At 64.4% G+C, this 21,217-nt stretch carries 20 protein-coding genes and 1 tRNA gene; 9 read left to right on the top strand and 12 right to left on the bottom strand.

What is annotated here, in order from left to right:
* Window positions 1-60 precede the first annotated feature (60 nt).
* Genes LZ585_RS03485 through LZ585_RS03470 form a run of 4 tightly spaced genes read left to right on the top strand, consistent with a single transcriptional unit; the run spans window position 61 to window position 4,193 of the window.
* Entirely contained in the window at window positions 61-342 is a 282-nt protein-coding gene (locus LZ585_RS03485; protein WP_234855060.1) for a hypothetical protein, read from the top strand.
* 13 nt (window positions 343-355) lie between these two features.
* Entirely contained in the window at window positions 356-919 is a 564-nt protein-coding gene (locus LZ585_RS03480) for a DUF1523 family protein (protein WP_234855059.1), read from the top strand.
* Window positions 916-1,857 (top strand): deoxyribose-phosphate aldolase, encoded by a 942-nt coding sequence (gene deoC / locus LZ585_RS03475; RefSeq protein WP_234855058.1) that lies wholly within the window; start codon window positions 916-918, stop codon window positions 1,855-1,857. The genes LZ585_RS03480 and deoC overlap by 4 nt, the downstream gene beginning before the upstream one ends.
* An 8-nt stretch (window positions 1,858-1,865) precedes the next feature.
* Window positions 1,866-4,193: an aldehyde dehydrogenase family protein gene (locus tag LZ585_RS03470; RefSeq protein ID WP_234855057.1), complete on the top strand. Its 2,328-nt coding sequence runs from the start codon at window positions 1,866-1,868 to the stop codon at window positions 4,191-4,193.
* Here the strand turns inward: LZ585_RS03470 and folE2 are convergent.
* From folE2 to LZ585_RS03440, 6 genes are all read right to left on the bottom strand, one after another.
* Window positions 4,190-5,152 (bottom strand): GTP cyclohydrolase FolE2, encoded by a 963-nt coding sequence (gene folE2 / locus LZ585_RS03465; RefSeq protein ID WP_234855056.1) that lies wholly within the window; start codon window positions 5,150-5,152, stop codon window positions 4,190-4,192. The genes LZ585_RS03470 and folE2 overlap by 4 nt on opposite strands.
* Window positions 5,153-5,251: 99 nt before the next feature.
* Window positions 5,252-6,439, bottom strand: coding sequence for an O-succinylhomoserine sulfhydrylase (gene metZ, locus LZ585_RS03460; protein ID WP_234855055.1), 1,188 nt, complete (start codon window positions 6,437-6,439; stop codon window positions 5,252-5,254).
* Between the two features lie 620 nt (window positions 6,440-7,059).
* Entirely contained in the window at window positions 7,060-8,385 is a 1,326-nt protein-coding gene (locus LZ585_RS03455) for a sigma-54-dependent transcriptional regulator (protein WP_234855054.1), read from the bottom strand.
* Window positions 8,386-8,407: 22 nt separating this feature from the next.
* Window positions 8,408-10,093 carry a sensor histidine kinase gene (locus tag LZ585_RS03450; protein WP_234855744.1) on the bottom strand — a complete coding sequence of 562 codons (1,686 nt, stop codon included), beginning with the start codon at window positions 10,091-10,093 and terminating at the stop codon, window positions 8,408-8,410.
* 168 nt (window positions 10,094-10,261) lie between these two features.
* Window positions 10,262-10,930, bottom strand: coding sequence for a phosphoribosylformylglycinamidine synthase subunit PurQ (gene purQ, locus LZ585_RS03445; protein ID WP_234855053.1), 669 nt, complete (start codon window positions 10,928-10,930; stop codon window positions 10,262-10,264).
* A gap of 146 nt (window positions 10,931-11,076) precedes the next feature.
* Window positions 11,077-12,288: an NADP-dependent isocitrate dehydrogenase gene (locus tag LZ585_RS03440; protein WP_234855052.1), complete on the bottom strand. Its 1,212-nt coding sequence runs from the start codon at window positions 12,286-12,288 to the stop codon at window positions 11,077-11,079.
* Window positions 12,289-12,523: 235 nt separating this feature from the next.
* Between LZ585_RS03440 and LZ585_RS03435 the strand changes: the two genes are divergently transcribed.
* Window positions 12,524-13,669, top strand: a complete 1,146-nt coding sequence (locus tag LZ585_RS03435) for a Hint domain-containing protein (protein ID WP_234855051.1) — start codon at window positions 12,524-12,526, stop codon at window positions 13,667-13,669.
* Between the two features lie 3 nt (window positions 13,670-13,672).
* Here the strand turns inward: LZ585_RS03435 and LZ585_RS03430 are convergent, their stop codons facing one another.
* Both LZ585_RS03430 and LZ585_RS03425 read right to left on the bottom strand, forming a co-directional pair.
* Window positions 13,673-14,800: an HD domain-containing protein gene (locus LZ585_RS03430; RefSeq protein WP_234855050.1), complete on the bottom strand. Its 1,128-nt coding sequence runs from the start codon at window positions 14,798-14,800 to the stop codon at window positions 13,673-13,675.
* A 3-nt stretch (window positions 14,801-14,803) separates the two neighbouring features.
* Complete coding sequence (locus LZ585_RS03425; RefSeq protein WP_234855049.1) at window positions 14,804-15,466, bottom strand: alpha/beta hydrolase; 663 nt, start codon at window positions 15,464-15,466, stop codon at window positions 14,804-14,806.
* Window positions 15,467-15,630: 164 nt separating this feature from the next.
* On the opposite strand from LZ585_RS03425, the gene LZ585_RS03420 reads away from it, so the two are divergent.
* Entirely contained in the window at window positions 15,631-16,089 is a 459-nt protein-coding gene (locus LZ585_RS03420) for a Fe-S cluster assembly transcriptional regulator IscR (protein ID WP_234855048.1), read from the top strand.
* Between the two features lie 57 nt (window positions 16,090-16,146).
* On the opposite strand, the gene LZ585_RS03415 is transcribed toward LZ585_RS03420, so the two are convergent.
* The 3 genes from LZ585_RS03415 to gltX form a co-directional block, all read right to left on the bottom strand.
* Complete coding sequence (locus LZ585_RS03415) at window positions 16,147-16,734, bottom strand: outer membrane protein (RefSeq protein ID WP_234855047.1); 588 nt, start codon at window positions 16,732-16,734, stop codon at window positions 16,147-16,149.
* 180 nt (window positions 16,735-16,914) lie between these two features.
* Window positions 16,915-16,991 (bottom strand) — tRNA-Met (locus tag LZ585_RS03410).
* Between the two features lie 112 nt (window positions 16,992-17,103).
* Window positions 17,104-18,429: a glutamate--tRNA ligase gene (gene gltX, locus LZ585_RS03405; protein WP_234855046.1), complete on the bottom strand. Its 1,326-nt coding sequence runs from the start codon at window positions 18,427-18,429 to the stop codon at window positions 17,104-17,106.
* A gap of 79 nt (window positions 18,430-18,508) precedes the next feature.
* On the opposite strand from gltX, the gene LZ585_RS03400 reads away from it, so the two are divergent.
* Window positions 18,509-18,916, top strand: a complete 408-nt coding sequence (locus tag LZ585_RS03400; RefSeq protein ID WP_234855045.1) for a metallopeptidase family protein — start codon at window positions 18,509-18,511, stop codon at window positions 18,914-18,916.
* Window positions 18,913-19,881: a 1-phosphofructokinase family hexose kinase gene (locus tag LZ585_RS03395; RefSeq protein ID WP_234855044.1), complete on the top strand. Its 969-nt coding sequence runs from the start codon at window positions 18,913-18,915 to the stop codon at window positions 19,879-19,881. The genes LZ585_RS03400 and LZ585_RS03395 overlap by 4 nt, the downstream gene beginning before the upstream one ends.
* A gap of 51 nt (window positions 19,882-19,932) precedes the next feature.
* Here the strand turns inward: LZ585_RS03395 and LZ585_RS03390 are convergent, their stop codons facing one another.
* Window positions 19,933-20,259, bottom strand: coding sequence for a DUF6280 family protein (locus LZ585_RS03390; RefSeq protein WP_042251710.1), 327 nt, complete (start codon window positions 20,257-20,259; stop codon window positions 19,933-19,935).
* Between the two features lie 350 nt (window positions 20,260-20,609).
* On the opposite strand from LZ585_RS03390, the gene efp reads away from it, so the two are divergent.
* A complete protein-coding gene (gene efp, locus LZ585_RS03385; protein WP_234855043.1) occupies window positions 20,610-21,173 on the top strand; it encodes an elongation factor P in 564 nt (187 codons plus the stop codon).
* Window positions 21,174-21,217 lie beyond the last annotated feature (44 nt).

The raw sequence follows: 21,217 nt of genomic DNA, 5'->3' as shown, positions 1-21,217 counted from the left end.
CGGCTGGTCCCCTGCCCGGCAGGGTGTTAGCGTGCCGGAAATCATATCGGACCCGCCCCCTTGGCCGCCTTGTTCCGCCTGATCCTGTTCCTGCTGATCGCCGAAACGGCGTTCTATCTGCTGCTGCGGATCTATTTGCGGTCATTGCACCGCGAACGGCTGGAGGAAACCTGGGACAGCCGTCATCCCGCCATGCCGGGGAACACCCCTGCGCGCCGCGCGTTCGTCCGCAGGTCCATGACCGGCTTTGACAAGACGCTGAAATCGCGGTTGTTGCTTCTGGTCTTTGTTCTGCCCAATCTGGCAATCATGGGCATCATCTATTGGGTCAACTGGCAATAAGGGCGCGACATTCATGCATTATCTCAAGGTCGCGATGGGCGTGCTGCTTGGCGTGGTGGTGTTCCTGTTCCTGGACTATGCGCTGCCGTCCAAGAACACGGTGCGCATCACCAACACCTATAACCGCCTGACCTCGGTCACGGCATCGAACGCGATCTTCTATGCCTCTGACAACACCGGCACGGTCGAAAACGCGGCGGGACAGCGCGACGTGCGCTTCATCGAAACGGTGCGCCCCAACGGCAAGGTCTTCGTTTACCGCAACGAGGATACCGGCTGGATTTGGCCTCCCTATTTCAAGTACGACAGCGCCAACCTGCAGGCCGAGGCGACGAACCTGCAATCGGGCCGCGACAACCCGCAATGGGTCAGCGTCACCGCCTATGGCTGGCGGATGGCGTTCCTGTCCACCTATCCCAACGCGGTCAGCATCGACACGCTGGCAGGCCCGGACGAACGCCCGCGCAACTGGGCGGCAAGCATCGTCTGCGTCGTCCTGCTGATGCTGCTGGCGCTGCTTTGGCGGATGTGGGCGCAGTTCCAGGAACGCGGTTTTGGCCGTCGGAAAAAGCCATGACCCGAAACCCCGGCACCGCCCTGCGCACCGACGGGTTTGCGGACATCCGCATCAATACCCCCGCCGTCGAACGCCGTGCGGCCAGCCTGCCCGCCCGGCGCAGCCTGAAGAAGGACCACCAGGCGGCATGGCTGCTGAACGCGGTGCGCTGCATCGACCTGACGACGCTAGCGGGCGACGACACGCCCGACCGGGTGGCGCGGCTTTGCGCCAAGGCGCGCCAGCCCATCGCACCCGACCTGCTTGATGCCATGGGCGTCACCGGCCTGACCACGGGCGCGGTCTGCGTCTATCCCACGATGGTGGCGCCTGCCAAGCGCGCGCTTGGCAATTCCCACATCCCGGTCGCCAGCGTCGCCACCGGCTTTCCTGCAGGGCTGATGCCCCTGAACCTGCGGCTGGCCGAGATCCTTTATGCGGTCGAGCATGGCGCGGACGAGATCGACATCGTCATCACCCGCGCCCATGTGCTGCGCGGCGAATGGCCGGCGCTTTACGACGAGCTTCGCGCCATGCGCGAGGCTTGCGGGGACGCGAAGATGAAGGCGATCTTGGCCACGGGCGACCTGAAATCGCTGGAGAATGTGGCGCGTGCCAGCCATGTCGCGATGCAGGCGGGGGCGGACTGGATCAAGACCTCGACCGGCAAGGAGGGGGTGAACGCCACCCTGCCCGTCAGCCTGGTGATGTGCCGCGCGATCCGCGACTATCGCGACCAGACCGGCCATGTCGTGGGCTTCAAGCCCGCAGGCGGGTTGCGCACCGCCAAGGATGCGCTGAACTGGCAGGTGCTGATGGCCGAGGAACTGGGCCGCGACTGGCTGCGCCCCGACCTGTTCCGCATCGGCGCCAGCAGCCTTCTGGGCGATATCGAGCGCCAGATCAGCTACCATGTGACGGGCCGCTATGCCGCCGGTTACCGCCAAGCGATTGCCTGAGGTTTCGCATGACCAGCGTGAGCGAATTGATGGAAACGATGGAATACGGCCCCTCGGTCGAGGACAGCAGCGCCGTGCGCGACTGGCTGGCGCGGCGCGGCGCATTCGGCCATTTCATCGGTGGCAGCTTCACCGAACCGGGCCAGTTGTTCAACAGCCGCGATCCGGCGACGGTCGAGGTTCTGGCACAGGCGACGCAGGGCACGGCGGATGACGTGGCGGCGGCGGTTGCGGCGGCGCGGCAGGCACAGCCCGGCTGGGCGGCGCTGACCGGGACGCAGCGGGCGCGCTATCTTTACGCCCTTGCCCGCCATGTGCAGAAACGCGAACGCTTCCTGTCGGTGCTGGAGACGCTGGATAACGGCAAGCCGATCCGGGAATCGCGCGACATCGACGTGCCGCTGGTCGCGCGGCACTTTTACCACCACGTGGGTTGGGCGGAACTGCGCGACAGCGCCTTTCCGGGGCATCGGCCAATCGGCGTCTGCGGGCAGATCATCCCCTGGAACTTTCCGCTGCTGATGCTGGCCTGGAAGATCGCCCCAGCCCTTGCGGCGGGCAATACGGTGGTGCTGAAGCCTGCCGAATACACGCCCCTGACCGCGCTTGCCTTTGCCGAGATCTGCCAGGAAATCGGCCTGCCCGCCGGCGTCGTCAACATCGTCACCGGCGACGGCGACACCGGCGCGGCCCTTGTCGCGGCGGATGTGGACAAGATCGCCTTCACCGGCTCGACCGATGTGGGGCGCGCCATTGCGGGCCAGCTTGCCGGGACGGGAAAGCGGCTGACGCTGGAGTTGGGCGGCAAGTCGCCCTTCGTGGTCATGCCCGACGCCGACCTGGATGCGGCGGTGGAAGGCGTGGTAGATTCGATCTGGTTCAACGGCGGCCAAGTCTGCTGCGCGGGATCGCGGATCCTTGTGGCCGAGGGGGTGGCAGATCGGTTCGAGTCCCTGCTGTCGGCCCGCATGGCGCGGCTGCGGGTCGGATCGCCCCTGGACAAGTCCACCGACGTGGGCGCCATCGTGGATCCCATTCAGAAAGACCGCATCCTGTCGATCTGCCGCGCGGCAACTGACGCGGGTGCCGAACTGGTCGGCGGCGCGGCGCAGGACGGCTGCTTCATCGCGCCGGGCTATCTGCGCAACATCAGCCCTGCCAATCCGGGCTTCGAGCAGGAGATCTTTGGCCCTATCGCCACGCTGTCCACCTTCCGCACGGCGGATGAGGCGGTCGAACTGGCCAACAACACGCGCTATGGCCTCGCCGCCTCGATCTGGTCGGAAAGCGCCGCAGTGGCGACGGATATCGCGGCCAAGGTGAAGGCGGGCGTGGTCTGGATCAACTGCGCCAACCTGTTCGACGCCGCCGCCCCCTTTGGCGGCTATCGCGAAAGCGGCTTTGGCCGCGAGGGTGGGCGCGTGGGGATGGGGGACTACCTGACCGAGCCGCCGGTCGATATGGCGGACGAACCGGCCCCCGCAGTCCCGGTCGCCGCGACCTCTGGGATGGGCCATGCCTCAGGTCTGGACCGCACGGCCAAGCTGTATATAGGCGGCGCGCAAAAGCGGCCCGACGGCGGCGCAAGCTATGCCGTGCCGGGCGGCCTTGCGCCCCTGGGCAGCCGCAAGGACATCCGCAACGCGGTCGAGGCCGCCGCCAAGGGGGGCAAATGGGCGGCCATGGGCGGCCATGCCCGCGCGCAGGTGCTGTATTACATCGCCGAGAACCTGTCTGCCCGCGCCGATGAATTCGCCGCCCGCACCAGCCGGTCCGAGGTCGAAGCCGCCATCGACCGCGCCTTCCACTATGCCGCCTGGGCCGACAAGTTCGACGGTGCGACTGTGCAGGCCAAGCCCGGCCACCTGCTGAACATCGTCAACGAACCCTTCGGCGTGATGGGCATTGCCTGCCCCAACAGTCAGCCCTTGGCGGCGTTCATGTCGCTGGTCATGCCCGCCATCGCGATGGGCAACCGCGTCATCGCCCTTGCCGCGCCCGACGATCCGCTAGCGGTGACGGATCTGTATCAAGTCTTCGACACCTCGGATCTGCCGGGGGGCGTGGTCAACATCGTCACCGGTCCACGCGACGATCTGGCCAAGGTTCTGGCCGCGCATGACGAGGTGGCGGCGATGTGGATGGTCGGCGGCGATCTGGCGGCGGTGGAACGGGCAGCAGGCGGCAACCTCAAGCCCGTCTGGGCGCCCGCGCATCGGGACTGGACCGGCCCGCAGGTGCAGGGAGAGGTCTTCCTGCGCCACGCCACACAGACCAAGACGATCTGGCTGCCCTATGGCGCGCTGCCCGAAGGCACCGGGTCTGCAGCCTATTAGGCGCGCAGGCCCGCGAAGGTCATCGGGTCCAGGGATGCCTGAGCAAAGGTCGGGCCGCTGGTCATCAGGCTGACCGCGTCGTGCGAATGCAGCGATTCCTGGTGGCTGGCAACCACCCGGAAATCGCCAAAGCGCGGATCGGCCAGCATCTGCTGGGCAAAGGCGCGCACCGCATCCTCGACAAAGATCGGGTTCGAGGCGTTGAGTTCGGCGAAGGCCTGTTCGTCCTCGCGCTTGACCATCACCTGCGTTTCGGTCGGCACGGCGCGGCGGCAGAGTTCCACCATGTCCTCGAACCAGATCTTGTCCGGGCCAAGCATCACCGCCGAAATGCGGGCGATCGACCGCTGCGAATGCGGCGTTGCCAGCCGCGACCGGGTTTCGCGGGCGTGTTCCGACAGTTCCAGCGAACAAGGGCAGGTCGACGAATAGACATAATCGAAATGCATGATCCTCAGGCGCTGACCATGGAAGTCCAGCACCTCCATCGCGATGTCGTAATATTGCCAGCCCGACAGGCCGGATCGCAGCGAATCCACCCGGATTGGATAAGAGAACTTCATCTGGATCCGCGCGTCATAGGCGTCCAGATCGGCCTGGTAGTCGTCCAGCGCAGCCTCCAGCACCTTGAGGCTGAAGGCATGTTCGGAATGGGCATAAAAGGACCGCATGATCCGGGACATATTGATGCCCTTGCGATCGGCTTCCAGGCTGACGGTGCCGGTCACGCTGGTTTCCAGCGCCAGCTCGCCCCCGTCGCGGGTCTGGTACCGGATCGGCAGGCGAAAGTTCGAGATGCCTACGTGCTGGATCGGTTTGCGGGCGCCAATGATCAGGCTGGCAGGACCGTTCTGCAGATCGGGCAGCCCGGCCTTGTAGGCGTCATCCACCCGGAACCCCGCGTCATAGCTGCGCGCCAAGGCCGGATAGGCAGGGATCATCGGGCGGGCTTCGGTCATGTGGGCATCCTTGTTGCGGGATCGCGCCATAATATGGGGGTTCGGGCGCGGATTCCAAAGCGTTAATCCGGCATTCGGGCCAACGGGGCCGACCAGCCCTTATGCGCCAAGGGCCTGGTGCAGGTCGTCGATCAGATCCTGCGCATCTTCCAACCCGACGGACAGCCGCAGCAGACCGGGCGTGATGCCTAGATAGGCACGGTCATCCTCGGACAGGCGCTGATGGGTGGTGGTCGCGGGATGAGTCACAATGGATTTCGCATCGCCCAGGTTATTGGAAATGCTGACGATCCCCAGCCGGTTCAGCACGGCGAAGGCCGCGTCCTTGCCGCCCGCGACCTCGAAGGCGATCATGGTGCCGCCCGACCCCATCTGGCGCATCGCCAAATCGTGCTGGGGATGGTTGGCCAGGCCCGGATAGATCACGCGCGACAGGGCCGGATGGCCTTGCAGCGCCTGGGCGATTGCCAGGGCGCTGTCGGCTTGGGCACGGACGCGCAGATCCATCGTCGTCAGTCCGTTCAGCATGATCCAGCTGTGAAACGGGCTGATCGCGCCGCCGGTATGCTTCAGGTAGGGCTCGGCCACCTCTCGCACGAACTGGCGGGTGCCGCAGATCACGCCCGCAAGCGCGCGCCCGCCCCCGTCGATATGCTTGGTCGCGGAGTAGACGATCACATCGGCGCCCAGATCGGCGGCACGGGAAAAGACCGGGGTGGCAAAGACATTGTCGGCGACAACCAAGGCGCCGACCTTGTGCGCCAGATCGGCGACGGCGGCGATGTCGATCACCTCCAGCGTGGGGTTCGACATGGTCTCGAAGAAGGCCGCCCTGGTGCCGGGGCGCAGGGCCGCGCGCCACTGGTCCAGGTCGGTGCCGTCCACATAGGTGACCTCGACCCCGAAACGGGCCAGCAGATCAAGGACATAAAGGCAGGATCCGAACAGCGCGCGGGCCGCAACGATGTGATCGCCGGGCTTGCACATGGAAAACAGCGCGCCGTTGACCGCGGCCATGCCGCTGGCCGTGGCAAAGGCATCCTCGGTCCCTTCCAGGGCGGCGATGCGATCCTCGAACATACGGCTGGTGGGGTTGCCATAGCGGGCATAGATGAATTCGTCCGGGCCGGTGCCCTTGAAGCGCGCCTCGGCCTGTTCGGCGCTGTCATAGACGAAGCCCTGCGTCAGGAAGATCGCCTCGGCCATCTCGCCATACTGGCTGCGGCGGATGCCGTGATGGACGGCCTGCGTGCGCGGGTGAGGTGCCTTGGCGGAACTGTCGCTCATGAAATGCCCCTGTGCTGACGCCAGCGGGTTAGCGTCCACGGGCTTGCGGCGCAAGGGCCATGCCCCGGACGTGCCGGCATCGCCCGATGCAAGTGCAGCGAGTGAAGACGCCATTTTGTCCATCCATATTTGCAGGCCGTGCAATTTTCTTGGAAAATCAGATGTATATCAATAAGCATATGCTTAACTGACCAAATGGACAGGTTGAGCCATGGATGACGCACGAGTAAATTGATCGGGCAGTCAACGATTGGACTGCAACAGGAAAAGATCTGGACCAGGGACCGGAAATCGCGATGTCGATGTTGGAATATGCAACCGAATATCCCGACACCGTGTTGCGTTCATCCGGTGGCTCCAGCCTTTCCGAACGCAGCCTTGTGCAGGGTGCGGCATTGACGAAGCAGGACGGCAGGTCCGATTTGGTGTGTGGCGGCGAAGTCCCCGCAGGTCCGGCGACGGACCCAGTGGACGACTGCGCTTGCGTGTAAAGGTGACAAGCTTGCTGACCTGACCGGTCATCCTTTGGATCGGAAATATTGGGCCGAGTATTTCGGTTTCTGTTTTTGTAATGGCCCGTAATGCTACAGGGGGGCGGAGAAATCCGCCCCCTGTTACATTCAAAGATAGTCGCCGCGCTGCAGGCCGTATTTGGCCATCTTCTCGTTCAACGTCCGGCGCGGCAGGCACAATTCGTCCATGACCCCGGAAATGCTGCCCTTGTGGCGGCGCATGGTGTTGTCAATCAGCATCTTCTCAAAGCTTTCGACATATTCCTTGAGCGGCTTGCCCTCGGTCGTGGTGGCCTGCTGGTTGTCGTCCCCGTCCGCCATCAGAAGCGAGGCGATGGATCCCGACCCGCGCCGGTTCTGCAGCACGGCGCGTTCGGCCACGTTGATCAACTGACGGATATTGCCGGGCCAGGGGGCCTGCAAAAGCTGCGCGGCTTCCTGCGCCGAAACCTGCGGCGGCTCGCAGCCGTATTCCTCGGAGAACTGCTCGGTCATGCGGGTGAACAGCGACAGGATGTCCTCGCCCCGCGCGCGCAGCGGCGGCAGGGTGATCTTCAGCGCGGACAGGCGATAGAACAGGTCGGGGCGCAGCGAATCCTCGGCCTTGCGGCCCTCGCCCCGGGCATTGGAAATGGCGATGATGCGGGTTTCGGCCGGGCTGCCGCCTTCGCTGATAAAGGCCAGCAGGCGCGCTTGCAGCGATTCGGACAGCGCCTCGATATCCTCCAGGCACAGGGTGCCGCCGCGCGCCTCCTCGACCGCGGGGATGCCGTCCTCCAGCGGGCCGAACAGGCGGGCCGACAGCGCCTCGTCGCTGTAGGCGGCGCAGGACACGGGCACGAACTTGCGCGACGCGCGGGGGCCGACCGCGTGCAGGGCATGGGCCACCAGCGTCTTGCCGGTGCCCGTTTCGCCGTCGATCAGCACATGGCCGTCGGCCTGGCCCAGATCCAGGATATCCTCGCGCAGGCGTTCCATCACCGGGCTGGTGCCGATGAGCTTGGACATCACCTGCTGGCCTTCCGACAGGTCGCGGCGCAGCGCGCGGTTGTCCAGCGTCATGCGCCGCATCTGCGTGGCCTTCTTGGCAAGCGCGGTCATCTTGTCGGGATTGAAGGGCTTTTCCATGAAGTCCATGGCGCCGATCCGCATCGCCTCGACCGCCATGGGCACGTCGCCATGGCCGGTGATCAGGATCACGGGCAGGCCGGAATCCAGCCCCATCAGGCGCTTGAGAAAGGCGATCCCATCCATGCCGGGCATCCGGATATCCGAGACCACGATGCCGGGCCAGTCGGACCCGATGACCTTCAGCGCATCTTCCGCACTGGGATAGGTTTCGGTCTCGAACCCGGACAGCACCAGCCACTGGCTGATGGATTCCCGCATGTCTGGTTCATCATCGACAATCGCAATCTTCAATTTGCGGGACATTGTGTGTTCCTCTCTCGAACATTCATTCGGCGGCCAGCGGCTGCGTGCCCTGCCGCTGCTTCAGCAGGGGCAGTTCGACGGCAAACACGGCGCCCTCGTCTTCGTTATGGGCAGTCAGGCGGCCGCCGAAATCGGCCACGATGCTGGACGAGATGGCAAGGCCCAGCCCCGTCCCCTCGCCCGGTTTCTTGGTGGTCCAGAACGGCTCGAACAGCTTTTCCAGATCGGCGATGCCCGGCCCGTTGTCGCGCACCAGCACATGGGCATGGGCGCCGGTTTCCACCGTGATCTCGATCCGGGCATCGCGACGCTCTCGCACGGCGTCCACCGCGTTTCGCAACAGGTTGATGATCACCTGCTCCAGCCGGATGCGGTCGGCCATCACCATGACCGGGCGGCGCGGCAGGTTGCGGGTCACGCGGATGGTGCGGCCGCGCAACTGCGGCTCCATCATGGTCAGGGCGCTGCTGACGGCAGCGCGCAGGTCCACGGGTTCCACCGCCTCGCCCCCCTTGCGGGCATAGGATTTGAGCTGCCGGGTGATCGCGCCCATCCGTTCGATCAGATCGTCGATCCGCTGGAAACTGGACAGCGCCTCCTCGGCCCGGCCGCGCTGCAGCAGCAACCGCGCGCCCGCCAGATAGGTCTTCATCGCGGCCAGCGGCTGGTTGAGTTCGTGGCTGACGCCCGCAGACATCTCGCCCAAGGCGGCCAGCTTGGAACTTTGCTGCACGGTCTGTTCGGCGACCCGCAGTTCCTTTTGCATCCGCTCTCGTTCGGCGATTTCGCGGGTCAGGCGCATGTTCAGCGCCCGCAGGTCTGCGGATTCGCGCATATAGGCGACCGACTGGCTGCGTGCCCGGCGCGACAGGGCATAGAATGTCCCGGCCAGCAGGATGGCGAATCCCATGATCTCCAGCGCCAGGACCGCGTTCACCTGTTCGCGGACGGATGCATAGGTGGTAAAGCTGATCATGCGCCAGCCGCGAAAGGGGATGCGCGCCTCGGCCTGCATGACGGCGCGGCCCTGGACATAGGCGTCGATGGGAAGCGCGGTCCAGTCGGCCGTGACCTGAAAGGCCCGCTGGATGGCGGATGGCGCGTCGCGCACCGCCAGGGCCTCGGGCATGGTCAACCCACGCCAGCGCGGTTCGGTCGCCAGGATGATGCGGCCTTCGCTGTCGGTCACGGCCACGGCGTCTGAAATGCCCGCCCAGGACCGTTCCAGCCGCGACAGGTCCGCGCCCACGACGATCACCCCCAGCGTCCTGCCGTCGGCGACCACCGCGCGGGAATAGGTGAATTCGTATCCTCCGCTGCCCTGGTTGGCGAAGGTAAAGACCGTGTCGCGCGACCGCAGCGCCTCGACGTAAAAGGGCGACAGCACGTTGTTGCTGCCAAGCTGATATCGGTCGGTCGCCCCCACTGTGCGCCCCGACGCATCCAGAAGCCGGATCGAGGCCGCGCCGATTTCCTTTTGCGCCGCGATCAGCCGGGCCGAGGTGGTGGAAAAATCGTTGCTGTTCAGTGACCCGATCAAGGCCGGATCGCGTGCCAGCAGCAGCGGCACCACCGCCGTGCGCTGCAATTCCGACAACAGGTTGCCGGTGTAAAGCGCCAGCCGCAGTTCGGACCGGACGCGGGTGTTTTCGGAAAAACGCGTGGTCAGCCAGGCATTCGTCGTCCAGATCGAAACGATCGCCAGCATGAAGATCAGCGCGACGGCAAGGCGCAGCCACCACGGATTGCCGGGTTGGGTCAGCCGCGGCCGCGAACGCTCTGACGCGCTGACGCTGTCCCTGTCCTCGATCACCTGTGAAGCCCGGTCCTGTTGCACAACTGCCGCACTCTAGGCGGAGAAGCCGTCATGCTCAAGTCAGGCGTTGACAGTCCCGTCAACCAAACAGCGGAACAGCGCCGCCCCATCAGTGCCGCCAAGCGCCGGATCGGCTGCGCGTTCGGGATGCGGCATCATGCCCAGCACGCGGCGGTTTTCCGACAAGATGCCTGCAATGTCGCCGACCGACCCGTTCATCGCGGGGGCATAGGTAAAGGCGATGCGGTCCCCGTCCTGCAACCGGGCCAGTCCGTCGGGGGTGATCTGGTAATTGCCGTCGTGATGGGCGACCGGGATGCCGATCCGCTGACCCTTGTCATAGCCGGCGGTGAAGGCGCTGTCGGTTGTCACGACATTCAGAACCGCGGGCTTGCACAGGAATGTCAGCCCGGTGTTGCGCATCAGGGCGCCAGGCAGCAGGCCCAGTTCGGTCAGGACCTGAAAGCCGTTGCAGATCCCCAGCATGAAACCGCCCCGTTCGGCATGGCGCCGCAGCGCCCCCGCAATCGGCGAATGCGCGGCGATCGCGCCGCAACGCAGGTAATCCCCAAAGGAAAAGCCGCCCGGCACGCCCACCAGATCGGTGCCGTCGGGCAAGGCGTCGTCCTTGTGCCAGACGCGCGTCACTTGGGCGCCTGCCTGTTCCAAAGCCATGGCCAGGTCTCGGTCGCAGTTCGATCCGGGAAAGGTGATGACAACGGCTTTCATGGGGCGACTCCTGTCCAGGGATGGGGGCGACATAGCGCAGCGCGTTGTTCATTGAAAGACCGGCGCGCTTTCATCCTGGTCCAAATATCCCCGCCGGAGGCAAAAAGGCCGGGCGAATGCCCGGCCCCCTTTTCAGCAATGACGCCTCAGTTCAGCGCCTTGTTGAGGTATTCGTCCACCTTTTCCAGATAGCCCATGGTGGTCAGCCATTTCTGGTCAGGCCCGACCAGCAGCGCCAGATCCTTGGTCATGTGGCCGTCCTCCACCGCCTGGACCGTCACCTTCTCCAGCGTCTGCGCGAAATTCAGCAGCGCGGTGTTGTCATCCAGCTTGGCGCGGTGCTTCAGCCCGCCCGTCCAGGCAAAGATCGACGCGATCGAGTTGGTCGAGGTCTGGTTGCCCTTCTGGTGTTCGCGGTAATGGCGCGTCACGGTGCCATGCGCCGCCTCGGCCTCGACCGTCTTGCCATCGGGCGTCATCAGCACGCTGGTCATCAGGCCCAGCGAACCGAAACCCTGCGCCACGGTGTCCGACTGCACGTCGCCGTCATAGTTCTTGCAGGCCCAGACATAGCCGCCCGACCATTTCAGGTTCGACGCCACCATGTCGTCGATCAGGCGGTGTTCATAGGTGATCCCGGCCTTCTTGAACTGATCGGCGAATTCCGCGTCGAACACCTCTTGGAAGATATCCTTGAAGCGGCCGTCATAGGCTTTCAGGATGGTGTTCTTGGTGGACAGGTAAACCGGGAAGCCGCGCTGCAGGCCATAGTTCATCGACGCGCGGGCGAAATCGCGGATCGAATCGTCCAGGTTGTACATAGCCATCGCCACGCCCGACGACGGCGCCTGGAAGACCTCGTGCTCGATCGTCTCGCCATCCTCGCCCACGAACTTGATGGTCAGCTTGCCCTTGCCCGCGAAGCGGAAGTCGGTGGCCTTGTACTGGTCGCCAAAGGCGTGGCGGCCGACGATCACGGGCTTGGTCCAGTGCGGCACCAGGCGCGGCACGTTCTGGCAGATGATCGGCTCGCGGAAGATCACGCCGCCCAGGATGTTGCGGATCGTGCCGTTGGGCGACTTCCACATCTTCTTCAGGCCGAACTCCTCGACGCGCTGTTCGTCGGGGGTGATGGTCGCGCATTTCACGCCCACGCCGTATTGCTTGATGGCGTTGGCGGCGTCGATGGTGATCTGGTCCTCGGTGCGGTCGCGCTCCTCGATCCCCAGGTCGTAATATTTCAGATCCACGTCCAGATAGGGCAGGATCAGCTTTTGCTTGATGAAGTCCCAGATGATCCGAGTCATCTCGTCGCCGTCAAGCTCGACGACAGGGTTGGCTACCTTGATCTTCGACATGGGCATTCCCTTTGGCGTTGGATTCGGCTGCCGTCATAGCCGGGAACAATCGGGATGGAAAGAATGTATGCAGCGGTATGCAATTGTGTCGCGTGATAAGGGGGGGTGTTGCAGATCCGGGACAGGCGGCTGTTTTGTGTAACATTTTATAAAAACGCACTGCAAATGGTAGATGTATTTACAACCTATGCGTGTTATCAACCCCTGGTAGTGTTTACGAGTATCAGGTGTTTTCATGGCATCAGTCACATGGATGTGGCTTGGCAATCATGCGCAGGTCAATGCAACCAGCGGCACGCCCTCGACCGAGGCGGAAGCGGACCGGATGGCCGGCTATGGCGCCGTGGGCACCGCGCAGATCAAGCCGGTAACGATCAAGGGCGACACGCGCACGATCACCGTCGATGGCAAGCGGGTCGAGGCCTTCGCGACCTCCTATAACGACGACAGCATTGGCCGGGATGTCGCGGATTCCCGGATGACGTATCAGGCCCCCCATTCGGGCCAGGCAGTCAGCACCACCATTACCGGCTTTCTGTCGGTCCGCTATCAACTGGCCTTCCCCGATGGCGGTCTGTCGGAACAGGACGGCGTGCTGATCCAGATGAAGAACGGCGACATGTTCTTTCGTCCGTCGAAAGACGCCCTGCGCGAATGGGACGGCATCGACGCCCTGCGCGGGGTCAAGATCCTGTCGGCCGATCCGCTGAGCCAGAACACCTATGTGGCGACGATCTCGTTCCGGCCGACGATCTTCGATCTGCCGATCAACTGCTTTACCAGCGGGACGCTGATCCGCACCGCCGCCGGTGAATCCCTGGTAGAGGATATCCGGGTCGGCGATCTGGTGATGACGCGTGACAACGGATTGCAGGCCGTCCGCTGGATCGGAGCCCGTCCTGTCACGGGGCCGGAAATTTCAGCCAACCCCGCCCTGGCCCCTGTGCGCATCGCCGCAGGCTCCCTTGGCCCGAACCTGCCCACGCGGGATCTGCTGGTGTCCCAGCAGCACCGCGTCCTGGTCCGGTCGGCCATCGCCGCACGGATGTTCGGGGCCCGCGAACTGTTGGTCGCCGCCAAGCACCTGACCGAGGTCGAGGGGATCGACATCCTGACGGACGCCCCCGGCGTCACCTATGTCCACCTGATGTTCGAGGCCCATGAGATCCTGGTGTCGAACGGGGCGGAAACCGAATCGCTTTATCCAGGACCGCAGGCGTTGCTGGCACTTGGCGATGCCGCGCATGAGATTTTCACGCTGTTTCCGCAGCTTCGCGATGCCGTCGATGCTTTCCCGGGCGCCCGGCCCTTTGTTGCCGGCAAGAAGGCGCGGCAACTGGCCTCGCGTCATGCCGCCAACCAGAAGCCGCTGGCAAGCTGACCTTCAGGCGAAGAAGGCCTGCACCCGGGGACGCAGCCAGTGCCACAGGTCTGGCGCCCCCTGGATGATCTTTCGGCCCACCCGAGCCTCGATGTCGCCAAAGGTCACGCCGTAATCCACCCAGCCGATCCCGCCCGACAGCAGGTTCTGGATCACCGGCTGGCAGCGGTCCAGCGACTTTGCAAAGACCGCATCGGGACTGGCTGCGGCCTCGAATTCCTGCCAGAGCGCCAGAAACTCCTGCGCCTGGGCATCGGGCAGAAGGCCGAAGATGCGCAGGGCGGCCCGTGCCTCGGCCGCCTGTATTTCAGGCGATCCATGCGCCTGGCCCGCCGCAGAATGCAGCGGCACATCGCCCACGTCTATTTCCACCAGATCGTGGATCAGCATCATGCGGATCACCCGGCCGATATCGACTCCCGGCCCCGCCAGATCGGCAAAGGCCAGGGCATAGAGCGCCAGGTGCCAGCTGTGTTCGGCGCTGTTTTCCCGGCGCGACCCGTCGATCAGCAGGTTGGCCCGCAGAACCGACTTCAGCGCATCCGCCTCGGCCAGGAAGCGCAGGCGGCGGGACAGATCGTTGCCCGGCAGCGGTTTCCCGGCCAGCATGGCCTCGGCCCAGGCCATCATCTCGGGCCATTCGTCCCGCAGCCGTGCGGCCCGCCCGCCATCCATGTTGTTGCGGACAATGACCACATGGTCGGCCGGCGGTCGCGGCGCCGACAGCACCTGGAACAACGGCTGGCTGTGATCCATGCGCCGGGCCATGATGGCATCAGGCGACGCCCCGGCCTCGAATTCCTGCCACAAATCCATCAGGCGATCGCGGTCGGGCGACAGGCCGAAGATGCGATCCGCCGCCTGCGCCTCGGCCCCGGCCAGGGCGGCTGCATCATGGTCCAGATGGATCGGCTGGTCGCCCACGTCGATTTCCACAAGGTCATGGACCAGCAGCATCTGGATGGCGCGGTCGGATGCGCCGAAGGTCATGGCTTGCAGTGCGACGTGCCAGCTGTGTTCGGCGCTGTTTTCCGGCCGCGACAGATCCATCAGCACATTCGCCCGGTCGACTGATTTCAGCCGGTCGGATTCGACCAGAAAGTCGAACTGGCGGGCGATGTGGTCCGGCACGGCTCAGCGCGTGGTTTCGGTCAGGCGGCGGCGGACATAGCCCTGCACCAGGTCGATCATGGGCTTCATGTGAGCTTCATCATCGCGGAAGAAGTGGTCTGCGCCCTCGATTTCCTCGTGGGTGATGGTGATCCCCTTCTGCTCGCGCAGCTTGCTGACCAGCGTATGTGTGTCCTTGGGCGGGGCCACGCGGTCGGCGGTGCCGTTCACGATCAGCCCGGAGGACGGGCAAGGCGCAAGGAAGCTGAAATCATACATGTTGGCGGGGGGCGCCACGCTGATGAAGCCGGTGATTTCCGGGCGGCGCATCAGCAGCTGCATCCCGATCCAAGCGCCGAAGCTGAAGCCCGCGACCCAGCAATGCTTGCTGTTGGGATTCATCGCCTGCAGGTAATCCAGGGCCGATGCCGCATCCGACAATTCGCCGATCCCCTGGTCGAACTCGCCCTGGCTGCGCCCCACCCCGCGAAAGTTGAAGCGCATCACGGTGAAGCCCAGCTTGTGGAATGCGTAATGGAGGTTATAGACGACGCGGTTGTTCATCGTCCCGCCATATTGCGGGTGCGGGTGCAGAACGATGGCAAGGGGGGCGTCGGGCTTGCCCGGCTGCGGGTGATAGCGGCCCTCGAGCCGGCCTTCGGGACCGGGAAAAATCAGCTCTGGCATCGTCTTCCTTCGACATGACGGTGGTTTCTTGACGCATCTGCGTGGCGCTCTTAGACCGCTATCTGGGATGCCGGTCCGGAATGCGCAAGAAACGCGCCATGGGGGCATAGCGCGCCAGTGCGCGCGTCGTCAATCCGACCCGGCCGCAAGAGGGGAGCCAGCAGATGAAACTGTCCACCAAGGGGCGCTATGCGATCATCGCGCTTGTCGACCTGGCCACCGCCAAGGGGGATGACCTGACCTCGCTGGCCGAGATTTCGGGCCGCCAGGACATCTCGCTGCCCTATCTGGAACAACTGTTCGTCCGCCTGCGCCGGGCGGGCCTGGTGGCGTCGGTCCGGGGTCCGGGGGGCGGATACCGGCTGGCCCGGGCAGCCGAAACCATCCGGATTTCCGAAATCCTGGAAGCGGTCGATGAAACCGTCAGCGCCATGCATATCGGCGCGGGCGCATCGGGCGGCGTGTCGGGATCGCGGGCGCAGACCTTGTCGAACCGGCTGTGGGAAAGCCTGTCGGCCCATGTCTATGTGTTCCTGCACAACCATTCGCTGGCGGACGTGGCCAAGAACCAGTTGCTGCCCTGCCCTGCGCTGCCACGCATTCTCAGCGTGGTTGACGACTGAGCCAATGGAAAACGCGGCCCCTTTCGGGACCGCGTCGTGGCACAAGGTTCAGCCGTCTCAGAAGCGATAGGACGCGCGGACCTGCACAAGGTCAGTGTCCAGGTCGATGCCGTCCGTCACCACATCCGAAAAATCGCTGCGGCTGTATTCCGCGCCGACCGAGAATTTCTCGGTGACCAGGTATTCAGCGCCCAGGCCATAGGTGATCCCGGTTTCCGAAATATCCCCGGCATCATCATCGGTCGAGATGCGGGCGGCGCCCAAGGTCGCATAGGGCTGGAACCGGCCCATGTCATAGCCGACACGGCCACGCAGGCGCCACAGGTCGGCATCGCCGTCCACGTCGTCCAGATCGGCCTTGTTATAGTCCAGTTCGGCACCCGCAATCACCTGGCCGAAGTCGAACAGGTAACCGGCGTGCAGGCCGTAGGCGTCATAGTCGCTGTCGCCAAGGTTGTCCGACAGTTCGGCATTGCCCTGGCCATACTGCAGACCGGCATAGAAGCCGGACCAGTCGGGGCCAGCCTGGACCGGAACGACGGGGGTCACAACGGGCGCGGTATCGACCACGGGGGCGACATAGCCGCCAGCGAAAGAAGCCGAGGCGGCCAGCGAGGCAGCAACCGTAAGGGCAACGAATTTCATGGGTAGTCTCCTTCTAAGTCAGTGACCTCTAGATAGGCCGCGCCGGGGCCTTTGCCAGAGCAAACTTGCACACTGTGCAAAAACTGTTGCAGAAGGGCGACACTAGCGGAAAAGTGATTGATGCAAAACAAGAAACGCCCGAGGGCGGTGATTCAGGCTTATTGGATAATATCAGGAAAATGGTAGCGGAGGAGGGATTTGAACCCCCGACACGCGGATTATGATTCCGCTGCTCTAACCAGCTGAGCTACTCCGCCACAGATGGGCGCGATGTAAGCGAGGGGGCGGGGGGCGTCAAGCGGTTTTCGCGACTGGAAATGAAAACGCCGCCCGTGGCGGGGCGGCGTGGCTTTCGGGGCCAGGATGGGATCAGCCGCGCGCCTTGACCACCTGCAACAACGGCATCACCTGCGCCATGTCGGGACCATGGGCCTGGCCCGTCACGGCCTTGCGCAGCGGCATGAACAGCCCCTTGCCCTTGCGGCCCGTGGCATCCTTGACGGCGGCCGTCCACTCGCCCCAGGTTGCGTCCGTATAGGGCGGCGGCGGCAGCAGGGGCATGGCTTGGGCGATGAAATCGGCATCCTCGGGATCGATCTGCGGTTCGGCGCCTTGGGCGAAGATCGTCCACCACTGGGCCAGATCCTCCAGCCTGGTGATGTTCTGCGAGGCAACGCGCCAGAACCGCTCGCCCAGCTCATCCGGCACGCCAAGAGCCTTGATCCGGTCCTGTACGGCGTCGAAGGGCAGCGCCTGGTTGCGTTCGCGGGTCAGCGGCCACAAATCCTCGGCGTCGAACTTCGTGGGCGAGGCACCGAAGTGCGACAGGTCGAAACCATCGGACAGGTCGTCCAGGGTCATCTTCAGCTCGACCGGCTGGCTGGATCCCAGGCGTGCCATCATCGAGAGCAGCGCCTCGGGCGCGACGCCTGCTTCGCGCAGGTCGCGGATCGACAGGGCACCGATGCGCTTGGACAATTCCTCGCCCTGCGCGCCGGTCAGAAGGCTGTGATGGGCAAAGAAGGGCGGCGTTCCGCCCAGTGCGCGAATGATCTGGATCTGGGTGGCGGTGTTGGTCACATGATCCGCGCCGCGAACGATATGGGTCACCGCCATATCCGTGTCGTCGACCGAGGACGCAAAGGTATACAGCACCTGTCCGTCATGCCGGATCAGCACCGGATCCGACACGCTGGCCGCGTCGATGGAAATGTCGCCCAGGATGCCATCGGGCCATTCGATGCGTTCCTGGTCCAGCTTGAAGCGCCAGTAACCCTCGCGCCCCTCGGCCCGCAGGCGGTCCTTGTCGGCGTCTGACAGGTTCAGCCCCGCGCGGTCATAGACCGGCGGACGGCCCATGTTCAGTTGCTTCTTGCGCTTCAGGTCCAGTTCGGTCGGAGATTCAAAGACTTCATACAGCCGCCCTGCCCCGCGCAACTGGTCTGCGGCCTCGGCATAGCGGTCAAGACGCAGCGACTGGCGCTCTACCCGGTCCCAGTGCAGGCCCAGCCAGTCCAGGTCGCGCTTGATGCCGTCGGCATATTCTTCCTTTGACCGTTCCTGGTCGGTGTCGTCCAGCCGCAGGATGAAGGTTCCCCCGGCCTTTTTCGCGATCAGGTAATTGAACAGCGCGGTCCGCAGGTTGCCGACATGGATGTGGCCGGTGGGGGATGGGGCGAAGCGGGTGGTGGTCATGGCACAACTCTCCTGTTGGCCTTGCTCTTTCATATGCGGTGATTCTTGTCCATATCAGGGCGGTATGCAGGAGAAGCGGATGACCGACTGGAAGGACCTGACCGCGCCCGACGCGGCCCGGATGGAGGCGATGGCGCGCGACGCACTGGCCGCCCTGCCCCCCGAATTCGCCACCCATGCCCAAGACATCACCATTCATGTGGCTGAATTCCCGCCCGAGGACGTGCTGGACGAATTGCAGATCGACGACCCATTCGAACTGACCGGCATCTATGACGGCGTGCCCCTGACGGAAAAATCGGTATCCGACCAGCCGGCACAGCCCGACATCATCTGGCTTTACCGTCGGCCGCTGCTGGACGAATGGGCCTCGCGCGGGAACGTCACGCTGGGCGAACTGGTCGCCCATGTCGTCATGCACGAGATGGCGCACCATTTCGGCTGGTCCGACGACGACATCGCCGGCATCGACAGGTGGTGGGAATGATCGTGCAGGCAGCGGAGGGGCAGGCGCCGATCCTGACGGTCACGCTGAACCCGGCGCTGGATCTGTCCACGGCCGCGGACGAGGTGCGCCCGGAACTGAAGCTGCGCTGCGAAAAGCCGGTGGTGGATCCCGGCGGCGGCGGCATCAATGTCAGCCGCGCGATCAAGCACATGGGCGGCCAATCGACCGCCATGGTGGCGCTTGGCGGAGCCACGGGGACGCGCATCGCGGATATGCTGAAGGCGGATGGCCTGTCGCTGGTCCGCCTGACCGCCCCGGGCGAGACGCGGCAATCGCTGGCCGTCACCGACCGGTCCACCGGCGGGCAATACCGCTTTGTCCTGCCCGGTCCCGAATGGCACAAGGCCCATGTGGCCGACATGACCCAGGCCATTGCCGAAGGGGCGCGCGCCGGGGGCTGGGTCGTGGTGTCGGGGTCCAATCCTCCCGGCGTGCCGGCGGGGTTCGAACAGATGCTGACCGTGCGGTTGAAGAACAGCGGCGCGAAGCTGCTGGTCGATACCTCGGGCGAGGCCTTGCAGGTGTTGTCGGGATCATCGACGCCGGTCGACGTGCTGCGCATGGACAGCCACGAGGCCGAGGAACTGGCGGGCCGCCCCCTGCCCTCGCGCGAAGACAGCGCGGCTTTCGCGGCGGGCCTGGTCAAGGACGGTGCGGCGCGGTCGGTGATCGTGGCGCGCGGGGCCGATGGGTCGGTCATTGCCGGGCCTGACGGCGCCTGGCACGCGGCGGCGGCACGGGTTAAGGTGGTCAGCGCGGTCGGCGCAGGCGACAGCTTTGTCGCGGGCTTTGTCATGGCCATGGCGCGCGACTGGCCCGTCCAAGAGGCCCTGGCCCTGGGCGCGGCAGCCGCATCGGCGGCAGTGATGACGCCCGCCACCGAACTGTGCCACGCCGCCGACGTGGACCGGTTCTATGGCGAGCGGATCGTCACGCGGCTTTGAAATGAAAAAAGCCGCCCCACTGGGCGGCTTTCCGGTGCCGTCGCAGCGCCCTCAGGCGGCTTCGGCTTCCTCGGCCTCGGCGGCCATGCGGCGTTCGCTTTCCTCGCGCGACAACGCGACCGAGGTGCGCACGCCCTTGGACACGAATTCCATCAAGCCCTTTACCACGCGTTCGTTGGGGTCGATGCCTGCGCAGGACAGCACCTCGCGGCCATCACGCGACCGCGCCCAACGGGCAATCTGTTCTGGACCGTTGCCATATTTCTTGTCATCGGCAATGGCATCATCAAGCGCCGCCAAAACCACCGCGGCAAAAAGCTTGCGGGCACGCTGGCCCTGCTCAAAATTGAAAGCCGATCCGTCGACAAAATCGCGCATACCATTCGTCCATCTTCTGGGCTGCAAGGGCAAAACAGCCATGTGGGCGGCATCATGCCAACCCATCGTTATTGTTTCCGTTTCTCTGACGGTGTCGCTGCTTAACGCGGAACGACGCCGATTCGGTATTCCTCTGGCCGCATATCTCCCATGCACATAATGCATGTCGTGTAAAAAACAGGTGAAATCTGCAATTACAGCCTGCGATTGTCGCCCCTAGGTACGGGTCCGCGCCTTGACAACACCGCAAAACCGTTTTGGTTGCCTCCTGCCGAAGGCCTCGATATAGGGGCGCCACAGCGCCGTTCAACATGGACGGCCCGATTTTCCCGAACCGCAAAGAGCATTCCATGCCCAAGATCAACGGCAATGAAATCCGCCCCGGCAATGTGCTGGAGCATGACGGAGGCCTTTGGGCCGCCGTGAAGGTCAGCCATGTGAAGCCCGGCAAGGGCGGCGCCTTCGCCCAGGTCGAACTGAAGAATCTCCGCGACGGCCGCAAGCTGAACGAGCGTTTCCGCAGCGAAGACAAGGTCGAGCAGGTCCGCTTGGAACAGAAGGATCAGCAGTTCCTGTATGAATCCGACGGCAAGCTGGTCTTCATGGACAGCGAAACCTTTGAGCAGACGGAACTGGACGCCGACCTGCTGGGCGACCGCCGCCCCTTCCTGCAGGACGGCATGACCGCCACCATCGAATATTACGGCGAGGAGGCCCTGTCGGTGTCGATCCCGCAGAAAGTGACCTGCACCGTGACGGAAACCGAACCGGTGGTGAAGGGCCAGACCGCTGCCAACAGCTACAAGCCCGCGATCCTGGACAACGGCGTGCGCATCATGATCCCGCCCTTCGTGGGCGAGGGCGAGAAGATCATCGTGAACACCGAGGTCTTTGAGTACAGCGAACGGGCCTGAGCCGTTCTTCTTGGCGCCCCGGCCGGTCCGGGGCGTTTTTCTGT

Source organism: Paracoccus everestensis (assembly GCF_021491915.1).
GTDB classification, from domain to species: Bacteria; Pseudomonadota; Alphaproteobacteria; order Rhodobacterales; family Rhodobacteraceae; genus Paracoccus; species Paracoccus everestensis.
Note: the sequence above shows the minus strand (reverse complement) of the source record. Positions and strands in the feature narration are given on the sequence as shown.